Annotated in this window: 11 protein-coding genes; 2 read left to right on the top strand and 9 right to left on the bottom strand. The window is 53.9% G+C overall.

Annotated elements, in window-relative coordinates:
* Positions 1-4 precede the first annotated feature (4 nt).
* From napA to napF, 3 genes are read right to left on the bottom strand one after another with little or no spacing between them, the layout of a single operon-like run.
* Positions 5-2,491, bottom strand: coding sequence for a nitrate reductase catalytic subunit NapA (napA, locus tag OGV94_RS01840; RefSeq protein WP_043017005.1), 2,487 nt, complete (start codon positions 2,489-2,491; stop codon positions 5-7).
* Complete coding sequence (gene napD, locus OGV94_RS01845; protein WP_080626296.1) at positions 2,488-2,751, bottom strand: chaperone NapD; 264 nt, start codon at positions 2,749-2,751, stop codon at positions 2,488-2,490. The genes napA and napD overlap by 4 nt, the downstream gene beginning before the upstream one ends.
* Entirely contained in the window at positions 2,741-3,232 is a 492-nt protein-coding gene (gene napF, locus OGV94_RS01850) for a ferredoxin-type protein NapF (protein WP_181231238.1), read from the bottom strand. Before napF ends, napD begins: the two co-directional genes overlap by 11 nt.
* Positions 3,233-3,645: 413 nt before the next feature.
* Here napF and eco point away from each other — a divergent pair, with 413 nt between their 5' ends.
* Entirely contained in the window at positions 3,646-4,143 is a 498-nt protein-coding gene (gene eco, locus OGV94_RS01855; RefSeq protein WP_286522591.1) for a serine protease inhibitor ecotin, read from the top strand.
* Between the two features lie 95 nt (positions 4,144-4,238).
* Here the strand turns inward: eco and mqo are convergent, their stop codons facing one another.
* Positions 4,239-5,900, bottom strand: coding sequence for a malate dehydrogenase (quinone) (gene mqo / locus OGV94_RS01860; protein WP_043017007.1), 1,662 nt, complete (start codon positions 5,898-5,900; stop codon positions 4,239-4,241).
* A 278-nt stretch (positions 5,901-6,178) separates the two neighbouring features.
* On the opposite strand from mqo, the gene OGV94_RS01865 reads away from it, so the two are divergent.
* Positions 6,179-7,426, top strand: a complete 1,248-nt coding sequence (locus OGV94_RS01865) for a SulP family inorganic anion transporter (protein WP_286522484.1) — start codon at positions 6,179-6,181, stop codon at positions 7,424-7,426.
* Here OGV94_RS01865 and mgtE read toward each other — a convergent pair.
* The 5 genes from mgtE to apbE form a co-directional block, all read right to left on the bottom strand.
* Positions 7,389-8,825, bottom strand: coding sequence for a magnesium transporter (gene mgtE / locus OGV94_RS01870; protein WP_043017008.1), 1,437 nt, complete (start codon positions 8,823-8,825; stop codon positions 7,389-7,391). The two genes, OGV94_RS01865 and mgtE, sit on opposite strands and share 38 nt — an antisense overlap.
* 105 nt (positions 8,826-8,930) lie before the next feature.
* Complete coding sequence (locus OGV94_RS01875; RefSeq protein WP_047409874.1) at positions 8,931-10,574, bottom strand: multidrug ABC transporter permease/ATP-binding protein; 1,644 nt, start codon at positions 10,572-10,574, stop codon at positions 8,931-8,933.
* 75 nt (positions 10,575-10,649) lie between these two features.
* Complete coding sequence (gene alkB, locus OGV94_RS01880; RefSeq protein ID WP_502874118.1) at positions 10,650-11,300, bottom strand: DNA oxidative demethylase AlkB; 651 nt, start codon at positions 11,298-11,300, stop codon at positions 10,650-10,652.
* Positions 11,300-12,364, bottom strand: a complete 1,065-nt coding sequence (gene ada, locus OGV94_RS01885; protein ID WP_075145896.1) for a bifunctional DNA-binding transcriptional regulator/O6-methylguanine-DNA methyltransferase Ada — start codon at positions 12,362-12,364, stop codon at positions 11,300-11,302. The genes alkB and ada overlap by 1 nt, the downstream gene beginning before the upstream one ends.
* Before the next feature lie 79 nt (positions 12,365-12,443).
* The gene (apbE, locus tag OGV94_RS01890; protein WP_043017012.1) at positions 12,444-13,496 is read right to left on the bottom strand and encodes an FAD:protein FMN transferase ApbE; all 1,053 of its coding nucleotides are present in this window, start codon (positions 13,494-13,496) and stop codon (positions 12,444-12,446) included.
* Positions 13,497-13,606: the final 110 nt, after the last annotated feature.

Raw genomic sequence — 13,606 nt, forward strand, 5'->3', positions numbered from 1 at the left:
CGCGTTACACCTTCGCCAGTTTCACGGCGCACTTCTTGAAATCCGTCTCTTTGGAGAGCGGATCCGTCGCATCCAGCGTCAGGTTGTTCACCAGCTGTGCGGCGTCGAAGAACGGCATGTACACCAGCCCCTGTGGCGGACGGTTACGCCCGCGCGTTTCAACAATCGAGATAACTTCGCCACGACGGGAAACCACTTTGACTTTATCGCCACGGCGCAGATCGCGTGCTTTTGCATCCAGCGGATGGATAAACAGCACGGCTTCCGGGAAAGCACGGTGCAGTTCAGGCACGCGACGCGTCATGCTGCCGGTATGCCAGTGCTCCAGCACACGTCCGGTAGACAGCCACAGGTCGTACTCTTTATCCGGGGCTTCTGCGGCAGGCTCAAATGGCAGCGCGAAGATAACTGCTTTGCCGTCCGGCTTACCGTAGAACTTGTAGCTTTCACCCGCTTTCACATAAGGATCGTTACCTTCGCTGTAACGCCACTGGGTCTCTTTGCCCTCAACAACCGGCCAGCGTAAACCGCGCGCTTTGTGATAATCGTCAAACGGTGCGAGATCGTGTCCGTGGCCACGACCGAACCAGGCGTACTCTTCGAACAACCCTTTCTGCAGATAGAAGCCCAGCTCGCGGGATTCATCGTTAAGTTGATCTTCAGCCAGTTCAGCCACCGGGAATTTCGTCACTGCAGGCGTAGCAAACAGCACGTCATACAACGTTTTGCCGCGCAGCTCTGGTTTCTGCGCCAGCAGCTCTTCCGGCCACACTTCTTCGGTTTTGAAGCGACGGGAAAACTGCACCAGTTGCCACAGATCCGATTTCGATTCGCCCGGCGCTTTAATCTGCTGACGCCAGAACTGTGTACGACGTTCCGCATTCCCGTAGGCGCCTTCTTTCTCTACCCACATCGCGGTCGGCAAGATCAGGTCAGCTGACAGGGCGCTGACCGTTGGGTACGGATCGGAGACAATGATGAAGTTGCGCGGATCGCGCCAGCCTGGCATACGCTCTTCGTTGATGTTTGGACCGGCCTGCATATTGTTGGTACACATCGCCCAGTAGACATTGAGCTTGCCATCTTTCAGCGCACGGTCCTGTGCTACGGCGTGCAGACCAATTTTTGCCGGAATGGTCCCTGACGGAATATTCCAGTGCTTCTCGCAGATATCGCGGTGTTTTTCGTTCGTTACCACCATATCCGCAGGCAGACGGTGGGAGAACGTCCCGACTTCACGCGCGGTACCGCATGCGGAAGGCTGACCGGTCAAAGAGAACGGGCCGCAGCCTGGCTGGGAAATTTTGCCGGTCAACAGGTGCAGGTTATAGACCAGGTTGTTGGCCCACACGCCGCGTGTGTGCTGGTTGAAGCCCATCGTCCAGTAGGAGATGACTTTTTTCTTCGGATCGGCATACAGCTGCGCCAGCTGTTCCAGTTGATCTTTTGGTACGCCGGTCATTTCGGCGGTTTTATCCAGCGTGTACTCAGCAACGAAGGCTTTGTAATCCTCAAAGCTCATCGGTTCAGAGGCATCAGATCCCGGGTTCTTCGCCGCTTTTTCCAGCGGATGGGTTGGACGCAGACCGTAGCCGATGTCCGTCACGCCTTTACGCAGGTTAACGTGCTTGCTAAAGAAATCCTGGTTTATCGCATTGTTTTGAATGATGTAGTTAGCGATGTAGTTGAGGATCACCAGATCGGTTTGCGGCGTGAACACCATACCGTTATCCGCCAGCTCAAAGCTGCGGTGCTGGAAGGTGGAGAGAACCGCGACGTTCACGTTAGGATCGGACAGACGACGGTTGGTGATGCGCGACCACAGGATCGGGTGCATCTCCGCCATATTCGCGCCCCACAGGACAAAAGCGTCTGCATGCTCGATATCGTCGTAACAGCCCATCGGCTCATCCATACCAAAGGTACGCATAAAGCCGACTACCGCTGAGGCCATGCAGTGACGCGCGTTCGGATCGATGTTATTGGAACGGAAACCCGCTTTAAACAATTTGGCAGCGGCATAACCTTCCCAAATCGTCCACTGGCCAGAGCCGAACATACCGATAGACTCTGGGCCTTTCTCTTTCATCGACGTTTTGAATTTCTCTTCCATCACGTCAAAGGCCTGGTCCCAGCTAATCGGGGTAAACTCGCCTTCTTTGTGATACTTACCGTCCTTCATGCGCAGCATCGGCTGCGTTAAACGGTCTTTTCCGTACATGATTTTCGGCAGGAAGTAACCTTTGATGCAGTTAAGCCCACGGTTAACCGGCGCATCCGGATCGCCCTGGCATGCCACAACACGCCCTTGCTGCGTCCCGACCAATACGCCACAGCCCGTCCCGCAAAAACGGCACGGGGCTTTGTCCCATTTGATGGCTTCTTGCTGACCGACTACCGCGCGGGCTACGCCCGGCACGCTTAACCCGGCAGCCGCCGCAGCGGCCGCAACGGCGTTAGCTTTCATAAAGCTACGACGACTGAGTTTCATGGTGTTTCCTCACCTTGCTCATCCTGCTGGTGATAAACCAGCGACACCGCCAGTACGCCCGCAACGTTGCGTACTGACTCAATAGTTTTCATTAACGTTTCGCTGTGCTCAGCTTCCACCACCACGATCAACTGACCGCTTTCGACATCGCTGAGTGCAACTTCGCAACCCGGAAACAAACGCAACTGGGTGGCGATATCATTGATATGCTGACTTTTGGCCTGAACGACCAGGCTGCAGACCTGCCAGTTATTGTCCATGGTTGTACTCCGCGTTAATGGCTGATACCGGGCAGATAGCGACACATGCGCCACATCCGTTACAGGCCTGATTGTCGAGCTGCGGCTGATAAATGCCGGACAGCGTGGGACGAAAGGTTATGGCCATGGGTTCACAGCTATCCTGACAGCGATGACATTCAACGGACTGATGTGCGAGACAGTTTTCCCCAATCGTAAAATTCAGATCCCATGCCCTGGTGTGGCGCGGAAGAAAAAGTGATTCGGGACAGGTTTCTGCGCAGGCATAGCAAAAGCTGCACTCGCCGTGTTTGAAATTTACGCTCGGGTAACCACCCTGGCCTCGCTGCAGGATGTCGGTTTCACACGCCTGGATGCAGGCGTCACAACGGAGGCAATGGGCGAGAAAGTAAGAGTCTTCCTTGCTCCACGGCGGACGGATCCCCGCGCTGGCGTTTCGCCAGCTACCTGTCAACATGCCTCGACGGGATAAATCAACCATGACATTGTCCTTCCATAATGACGCCCTCCCTCGGCGGGTTGAACGACATAAAAAACTGCACTATTTATGAGTAGTTATTTTTAGCCGTAAGATATTTCAGGATGTGTTAGAGGTGCATACCCCAATCGGGGTAAATGCTGTTGCCGGATCAAAGGAGTGTTGAGTTGGCGGAAAAAAATGCGCTTTTGCTCACATTTCAATGAGTTATATAACAACTTATATAACGGTTAACTCAAAAAGATAAAGATCTCAATATTAGGATAATTCCTGGAATATATCGCTACTTTGATAGTAAACCACTACCCAATACACTTTAAATATAAGTAAATCCAGATTAATAGATTATACAAATATGTTAACCTGCTACAGACTCGTTCATAAGACAGAAGAAAGGAAACACTGTGAACAATAAGATGAAGACAATTGTCCCTGCCGTACTTTTCGCCGCCTTTGCCAGCACCTCTGCATGGGCTGCCAGTAACGATACCGCCGCTCAGCCGCTGGAAAAAGTCGCCCCTTATCCCAAGGCGGAAAAGGGTATGAAGCGCCAGGTTATCCAGCTTACCCCTGAGAAAGATGAATCTACTCTGAAAGTAGAACTGCTGATCGGACAAACGCTGGAAGTTGACTGTAATCAACACCGTCTGGGCGGTGAACTGGATAGCAAAACGCTGGAAGGTTGGGGATATGATTACTATGTTTTTGACAAAGTTACCTCTCCGGTTTCAACCATGATGGCCTGCCCGGACGGTAAGAAAGAGAAGAAATTCATTACTGCGCATCTGGGTGATGACGGCATGCTGCGTTACAACAGCAAGTTGCCGATTGTGGTCTACACCCCGGAAAACGTGGAAGTTAAATACCGTATCTGGAAAACGGAAGAGAAGATTCAGGACGCTGTGGCGCGCTAAGTGTGAATGTGCCGGATGGCGGCGTACCGCCTTATCCGGCCTACAGACGCATAAACCATGCCGGATAAGCGCAACAGCGCCATCCGGCATTTTATTTACAGTGCAATATCCGCGACGGCTTTCTGCTCAGGCTGCGGCTGTGCCTGAGGTTTCAGCTGTGGTTTCGGCGCTTCATCAGCAACCTGCGGCTTGTCATATTTCAGCCCCAGTACTTCACTGGTGTATTGCAGTTCTTGTTCCGTAGCCGCAACGTTACCGTTCAGCCTGGTACCATAAGACGGAATAATGGTTTTCAGTTTCGCCTGCCACTCGGGGCTAGCCACTTTATCTTTAAACACTTTTTCCATCAGATGCAGCATAATCGGTGCCGCGGTTGACGCACCCGGAGAAGCCCCCAGCAGCGCAGCAATCGTGCCCTCTTTATCGCTAACAACTTCGGTTCCCAGACGCAGCACACCGCCCTTCTCCGCATCACTTTTGATGATCTGCACACGCTGACCCGCTTGCCATAAACGCCAGTCTTCTTTTTTCGCCTGCGGATAGTACTCTTGCAGCGCGGCGAAACGGTCGTCATCGCTGAGCATCACCTGGCTTACCAGATATTTGACCAGATCGAAGTTATCCAGACCCACGTTGACCATCGGCATAAAGTTCGAGGTGGTGGTCGAGCTGAGCAGGTCCCACAATGAACCGTTTTTCAGGAATTTGGTGGAGAAAGTTGCAAATGGCCCAAACAGCACGACGCGTTTGCCATCAAGGATACGCGTATCGATGTGCGGTACGGACATCGGGGGCGCGCCAACGGAGGCCTGACCGTACACTTTCGCCAGGTGGCGATTGACCACGTCCGGATTGTCCGCAACCAGGAACTGCCCGCCCACCGGGAATCCGGCATAGCCTTTCGCTTCCGGAATGTCGGTTTCCTGCAACAGCTTCAGCGCAGCGCCACCGGCACCGATAAAGACAAACTTCGCCTTGATATCGTGTTCCGTTTCGTTATTTTTCAGATCGGCGACCGTAACCGTCCAGCTATTATCGGCATTACGCTTAAAGCCACGCACTTCGGTACTCAGTTGCAGCGCAAAGTTGGGCTTTTTCTGCAACGAAGCAATCAGCTGGCGCGTGATTTCGCCGTAGTTTACGTCAGTACCAATCTCGGTACGCGTTGCCGCGACTTTCTGCTGCGGATCGCGGCCTTCCATGACCAGCGGCGCCCACTCTTTAATCTGCGCATGATCTTCGGAATAACGCATACCGCGGAATAACGTGCTCTGCTGCAGTGCGGCGTAACGTGCGCGCAGGAAGTTCACGTTCTCGTCACCCCAGACAAAACTCATGTGTGGGACCGTGGTGATAAATGAGTGTGGTTCATGCATCACGCCATTATTGACCTGATAGGCCCAGAACTGGCGGGAAATCTGGAAGGCTTCGTTGATTTCGACTGCCTTTTCAATGCTGATGCTACCGTCGGCCTTTTTAGGCGTGTAGTTCAGCTCCATCAGTGCGGAGTGGCCGGTTCCGGCGTTATTCCAGCCGTTTGAGCTTTCCTGCGCTACACCATCCAGTCGCTCTACCATGGTCATTGACCATTGCGGCTCCAGCTCCTGTAAATAGGTTCCCAGCGTGGCGCTCATGATGCCGCCGCCAATCAACAGTACATCCGTTTCCTGCTCTTGCGCCGCTTTCGCTTTTGCTGCCATCGAGACAACGTTCAGCCCTACAGCCATGGTGAAGAGCATGGCAGTCACTTTTTTCATAATGTTAATGCCTTACTTTTAGTATCGCTTTTTTGCTTTTAATGCAGGTGAAAATCGAGCGGCATCAACGGTAACACTTAAGTAAAAATAATTAAATATTGTTTATAAATTATATTTAATTTTTAAAAATGTTATTAATACGTTGATAGTTTATACGGTTATTGACAATCATTTCTGGAAACCAGTCCGTCAGACAGGTACTATGCTGCGCTTTGCTATTCACCGCACGGATGCCTGTCGGTCTGCTGTATCAGGCCATTTTTGACCTGAGTGTAACTATGTCTGCAAATCATCCTTCCTCTGTCGCTGTCGCGGATCACGCGACCCGCGCCGTCCTGCGCCAACCCCGTCTGCTGGTTCGCGAAACGCTGGCCGGTGTGGTAACCGCCCTGGCGCTGATCCCGGAAGTGATCTCTTTTTCCGTTATCGCCGGCGTCGATCCTAAAGTCAGCCTGATAGCCTCGGTCGTACTGTGCCTGGCGATGTCATTTTTAGGCGGACGTCCGGCAATGGTAACCGCCGCTGCAGGATCGGTTGCGTTGGTAATAGGCCCGATGGTGCATCAATTCGGTGTGCAATATATTCTGCCTGCGGTGGTGCTGGCCGGGATGATTCAGATCCTGTTTGGCGTATTAGGAATGGCGCGTCTGATGCGATTCATCCCTACGGCCGTCATGACCGGCTTTGTGAACGCGCTGGGTATTTTAATTTTCTTTGCCCAGGTCCCGCATTTCTGGAGTAAAAGCCCGCTAATCTGGGGGCTGTTTGTCCTGACGCTGTTGATTGTGCTTTGGGTTCCGCGTTTTATTAAAGCAATCCCCGCACCGCTTATCGCCATCGTGCTGCTGACCCTGTTCACTGTCACCAGCGGGCAACTGTTACCGACCGTCGGTGACGAAGGTTCAATGAGCGGCGGCCTGCCGGGATTAACGCAGCTACTCGTCCCACTCAACCTGCACACGCTGGCGATTATCTGGCCCTGCGCGTTGAGCATCGCTTTTGTTGGTTTGATGGAGTCATTGTTAACCGCCCGTCTGGTGGATGATCTGACGGTTACGCCGTCGAATAAGAATCGCGAGAGCGCCGGGCTGGGGATAGCCAATATTCTGGCCGGATTTTATGGCGGTATTGCCGGGTGCGCGATGATTGGTCAAACCATCGTTAACGTTGAGATGGGTAAAGGACGCAGCCGCGTCTCAACGTTTGCCGCAGGGCTGGTATTGTTACTGCTGGTCACCGCCTTAAGCGAAGTGATGGCGAAAATCCCCATGTCGGTGCTGGCGGGGATTATGGTGATTGTGGCGGTGAAAACCTTCAGTTGGCACAGCATCCAGCCCACCACGCTGACGAAACTCCCCGTCACTGAAACCCTGGTGATGCTGGTGACCGTCGCGGCCACGGTGTCGACCGGCAACCTGGCGATTGGGGTGGTTGCCGGGGTAATGACGATGCTCATTTTGCCGCGTATCGTCAGACGCCAACGTGCGGCTACATCAGAAACAGCGTCGCCAGACCGAGAAAAATAAAGAAACCGCCGGTATCGGTGATTGCCGTAATCATGACGCTCGAGCCGACCGCCGGGTCGCGCCCGAGCTTCACCATCGTCATCGGAATAATAACGCCCATCAACGCCGCCATCAGCAGATTGAGCATCATCGCCAAAGTCATCACGGCGCCGAGCGCCATGTCATCGTACAGCCACCAGGTAATGCCGCCCATGATTCCGCCCCACACGAGGCCATTAATCAACGCTACGCCCATTTCGCGCAGGATCAAAAACGTCAGGTTTCCCGGCTGAATATTTTGTAGCGCCAGCGCGCGAACGATCATGGTGATGGTTTGATTCCCGGTGTTGCCGCCGATCCCCGCCACAATCGGCATCAGCGAGGCCAGCGCCACCAATTGCGAAATAGTATGTTCAAAGCCGTCGATCACTCGCGAAGCGATAAAGGCAGTACAGAGGTTAACGGCCAACCATGCCCAGCGGGTTTTTACCGCTTTGGTAACGGGAGCAAACACATCTTCTTCGGCGCTTAAGCCCCCCATTCGACGCAGATCGGTATCGGTTTCTTCATAAACCACATCAACGATCTCATCAATGGTTAAGCGCCCCATCAGTTTACCTGAAGGGTCAACTACCGCGGCACTGACAAGGTTGTCACGTTCGAAGGTACGCGCAGCGTTTTCGGCGATATCCTCCGGAGAAAAGGTGAGCGGGTCATCTTCCATCACCTCGCTGACTTTTCGCTGCACATCATTGAGCAGAATACAGGTTAGCGTCAGTTCACCGACCAGCACTTTATTACGATCGGTCACGAAGAGTTTATCGGTGTTCTCCGGCATTTTCCCCAGCCGTCGCAGGTAGCGTTGCACCACTTCCAGCGTCACGTCCGGACGCACGGTGATGACCTCGAACTCCATGATCGCACCGACGCGGTTCTTCTCGTAGTGCAGCACCTGACGGACGCGCGCCCGCTCCTCGGCCGGTAACGTTGCCAGCAGTCGTCCCGTAAGGTTACGAGGGAGATGCTGGACCAGATAAATCTGCTCGTCGATATCAAGATATTGCAACGCATCCAGCAGCTCGCGGTCGCTCATCTCATCGATCAGATCGTCCCAGACGTTCTCTGACGCCTCAAGCAGTACGTTACCGCGCTTTTCACTTTCGACCAGTCGCCACAGGGCGTGGCGCTCTTCAGAGGGTAAGGCTTCCAGGGTATCGGCCAAATCGGGCGGCGGCAGGTGAGCTACCAGCGCTCCTACCTCAGCAATATCGTCGGCTAACGTACCGACGTCATATTGCTCAGCCAGGGTAAGCTTGCCCAACAGGGTTGAAATAATGGCTTTATCTGTGGTCAGCAGCCAGATTAGACGCGCACGCTCTTCATCACGCAGCCTGGCGCTGTTTTTGTTTGTAACGGACATTAATCATAAATCCATGATATGAAATATCATTAATCATGATGCCGATTTATGTAAATAACAATAAACAGTGCCGCCGGGTGGATAAAAAACCAGCGGCATGTGGGATCATGCCGTGCGCGCCACCGCGTCACGAGAGGCAGCATCACGCTCATCGCCCAGCAGTTCACTCAACTGTCCGTTGCGCATTTCCAGCAGGCGATCGGCATGAATAAAGTAGTGATCGTCATGACTAATGGCGAAGATGGTTTTACCCATTTCCTGCATCAGCGGTAACAGGACCTGATAAAACTCCCGGCGGAAATGAGGATCCTGATCGGCAGCCCATTCGTCCAGCAGAATGATGTCGCGCTCCTCCGCCAGGGCCAGCAGCAGCGCCACGCGTTTCTTCTGCCCTTTCGACAACTTCAGATTGAGGATACGGCCATCGCTCAGCTCCAGCTTGTGACCCATCTTCAGATGTTCCAGCCACTTCGCAACCAGCTGCGGATTAGCCTCTTTACCTTCCGGCCCCAGCAGTTTGTCGAACAGCCAGACGTCGGTAAACACGGCGGAGAACAGCTTGCGATAATCCTCCGGCTTTTCAACGGCAACGGCCTTACCATCAAGCAAAATCTTACCTGACTGCGGCTGGTATAGTCCGGTCAGTAACATCGCCAGCGTAGATTTCCCACTACCGTTACCGCCAATCAGAAAGATCAGTTCACCACGATGAATAGTCAGATTCACCGGCCCTACGGAAAATGCGTTGTCCTGATAATGGAAAACCACGTTACGCAGCTCCAGCGTTTGCCAATTAGGAAATGCGGTTGGACGCGGGAACTCTGCTTTAAAAGGTGCCAGTGCGAATTTATTCAGCTTGTTGAACGCCACCTGCGCGGTGAGCAGCGTCGGCAGTGCGCCAACGGCAGAGAGCAGCGGCGTACGCAGGAATAACAGTGTCAGAGAATAGGTCGCCGCCACGGCGGTATCCGCCCAGCCCAGACTGTTGGCCATCCAGAACACCAGGCCAATGGCGCCCAGCATCATGATGTTCGACCAGTTAACCGCGCTCAGGTGGAAAGTATCGGCACGGATAATATGATGACGGTACTCTTTGGCATCCGGGACGTACATCTGATTAAAGATATGCTCGGCGCGCTCGCGGTTGAGCGTCAGCTCTTTGCGCCCTTCCAGCACCGTCTGATAATCGTTGTACAACTTGTCTTCTGTTTCACGCAGGGTGGCCATGTGTTTATACACTCGCGCCACCAGTACAAATCCGCCCCAGATAGTGATTGCCATCCAGATTGCCGTCACCAGCAGCATTTTGGTCGACAGCATCGCCAGATACGCCGCCGACCCGACGGTCAGGATAATTCCCTGCACCAGTTCAGGCAGACGAACAAAGGCGATGGTGATATTGCGAATATCGCTGGTTAAACCGGCCAGTAACGAGGCACTACCAAGCTGTTCTATACGCTCGACGTGGGTATCCAGAATACGTTTGATAAATTCGCTACGCAGTCGGTAGACAAAGTGGTGGCCAAGCGTGGTCAACGCCAGCTGAGAGCCGAGAGTGACAACCATCAATAGCAGCAGCAGGCCAAGAAACTCCGGCAGCACCATCAGCGTGGTGTCGACCGTTTCAATCAGGCGCTGGTTGATAAACGCAATCAGCCCAATTCCCAACGCGGCGCTGGCGAGGCTGAGCGCCATAACGCTGATAAATGGCCAGCGATACTGCCGCCAGACAAGAAGTAAAAGTTCCATGCACACAACCCGGACAAGTAATAACAGCCCGCAGTTTAAACATCTCTTCGCTGACAGCAATAATAATTCTTATTTTTATTCTTTTTTACCCGCCTGGCGAAACGTCAGATTGTAGCGACAGTCTCCGGTCAACGGATGATACCCCGTTTTAAGCGGCTGGATCCCATGATAAAACAACCGCGAATTACCGCCCCACACCACGACATCGCCATGTTCCAGCAGCAAACGCTTTAAGGGATCATTACGGCGCAATCCGCCAAATTGAAAGATGGCCGGCAGCCCCTGCGACACCGAGACAATCGGCGCCCGCAGGTCAGGCTCGTCTTTATCCTGATGTAAAGACAATTTTGCCCCCGGCGTGTAGCGGTTAATCAGGCAGGCATCGGGTTGAAAATCAGCATAGCCCGCCGCCGTCGCCGCCTGTTGGCACAGGTCAGCAAATGCGTCCGGCAGCGGCGGCCAGTGCGCGCCGGTGAGTGGATCAAACGGAGAATAAAGATAGCCATGCTGATCCGTCGTCCACCCCAGACGACCACAGTTGGTCATCGCCACCGACATCGTGTAACCGCCGGGCGTCACCATCTGGCGAAAAGGCGACTGTCTGGCGACAGCCGCTATCGCCTGCAGCAAAGGGGGCGCGGAATCAAAAGCGAAACGTCGCAGAATAACCGCACCTGAAGCCAGCGGCTCCTGCCAGGGTTTAGCATCCGCAAAGAGATCGAGCATTATGTTTCCTCGCCAGTAGTTTCACGTTGCAGTAACTGCGCTTTGCGCGCAATGCCCCACCGGTAGCCCGAAAGCGCCCCGTCGCCGCGAATAACCCGGTGACACGGGATAACAATCGCCAGTTTGTTGGCCCCACAGGCACTGGCCACCGCGCGTACTGCCTTCGGTTTACCGATAGCGCTGGCCAGTTGCTGGTAGCCCATCGTTTCGCCGCATGGAATTGTGCGCAGCGCCTGCCACACCTGCTGCTGAAATGCGGTGCCCCGGATATCCAGGGGCAGCGATAGCGACGCGTCACGCGAATTGATCGCGGCGATCACTTCGCGCACGCGCTGCTGAAAATCGGCATCTGCAGGAACATCCTGCGCAGCGGGAAACAGCTCATGCAGATCCGCAACCAACGCCGTATCATCATCACCAAGTAAGATCGCACAGATACCCCGCTCGCTTTCCGCCACCAGACAACGACCCAGGGAGCAATTTGCAAGGGTATAGCGTACAGAAACGTTGTCGCCGCCTTTACGAAATTGTTTTGCGGTCATGCCTAGCGCCTGATCCGCTTGTCGGTAGTAGCTGCTGCTGTCGGGGAATCCGGCGTTGAGAATCGCCTGCGTTACCGGATCGCCTTTTGCCAGGGCATCGCGCAGACGGCGGGCACGCCAGGACTGCTGCCACGCTTTCGGGGTCATGCCTGTCGTAGCTTTGAACAAGCGATGTAAGTGATAGGGGCTCATTGCCACCTGCCGCGCCAGTTCGTCCAGCGTAAGGGGGGGTTCCTGCTCCAGCAACTGGCAGGCGCGGGCTATTTTCTCCAGCCGATGCTGCTGTGCGCTGTCTTTATCTGGCTGGCAACGTTTACAGGGACGAAAACCGGCGGCCAGCGCCTGCCTGGCATCGGCAAAGAAACTGACATTTTTGCGTAGCGCATGTTTCGCCCGACAGGACGGACGGCAGAAAATGCCGGTAGTCTGGACGGCGAAAACAAACTGGCCGTCAGCGTCGGCGTCACGAGCCAAAACGGACTGCCAGCGGTCATCATCAGTTACGCGTAAACGATTTTTCATTATGGACTCCTTTGTTAAGCATAGCGCTTAGCCTCAGTGTGTCCCCATAGGCGGATACAAAAACCCGCAATCTTGCTTTTTAATTTTTCTCGCTGACCAGAAAGCTTTTGAACTGCGGCGACATCCAGGTTTTAAACCCCTCACCCTCTTTCATAATCATATAGACCGCCAGACCTTCACGACGTACCACCTCTTTGGCCTTTTGCGGGCCGAGGACCATCAATCCGGTATCCCAGCCGTCAGCCTCCAGCGCCGTTGGGGCAATCACCGTCACGGACACCAGGTTGTGTTCAATCGGACGACCGGTTTGAGGATCGATAACATGGGAAAGGCGCTTACCATCCAGCTCATAATAGTTACGGTAGCTGCCGGAGGTACTAATGCCATGCCCGTTAATGTCGACAATCGCCTGCACCGCGTTTTCACGATCGGTAGGCTTCTGAATCGCGACTCGCCACGGATTCCCTTCTGCATTCATACCGCGGCTGTTCAGCGCGCCGCCAACGGAAACCAGATAACGGGCGATCCCTTCCTGCTCCATTAATCGTGCCAGATGATCGGCGGCATAACCTTCACCAACGGTCGAGAGATCCACATACAACTCGGGCAAATCTTTTTGCAGATAGTTCCGATGAGCCTCATTAACAACCTTCAGATGTGAAAGCCCGGTTTGCGCTTTGGCTGCGTCAATTTGCGCCTGAGTGGGAATATGCACCGGTTGCTTATCCGGGCCAAATCCCCACAGATTGACCAACGGTCCCACGGTAATATCCATGGCCCCATCGGTTTTTGCGCCAATGCGCAGCGCCGAAGTCACGATATCTGCCATGGCATCATTAACCGGCCATGGCGACAGGCTTGTCGACAGGTTAAAGCGCATCAACGCAGAATCATTTTTATAGGTAGAGAGAAGTTGATCGTCGGCATCCAACTGAGTCTGGATCTTCGCCTGCAGTTCCCCGACGCGTTTGGCATCTACGCCCACCGCACTGACCCGCCAGAAAGTGCCCATCGTTTTACCTTCCAGAACGGTGGCAGGTGTCGTGGTCTGAGCGGGTTTCGGGGCCTCATCGCACCCGACTAAAAAGATCGTCACAGCCAGTAACGCTGCGCGATAAAAATTCACTTCCATACGTAATTATCCTCATGCGAACGGGCGCAAGAGTACACCAAAAATCGTTGTTTGTACGACGAAAAAACGGCATTAAAAAAGGCCCCGCAGGGCCTTTTAACGACATGAGC

This window comes from Citrobacter sp. Ce006 (assembly GCF_030336535.1).
Lineage (GTDB): Bacteria > Pseudomonadota > Gammaproteobacteria > Enterobacterales > Enterobacteriaceae > Citrobacter > Citrobacter europaeus.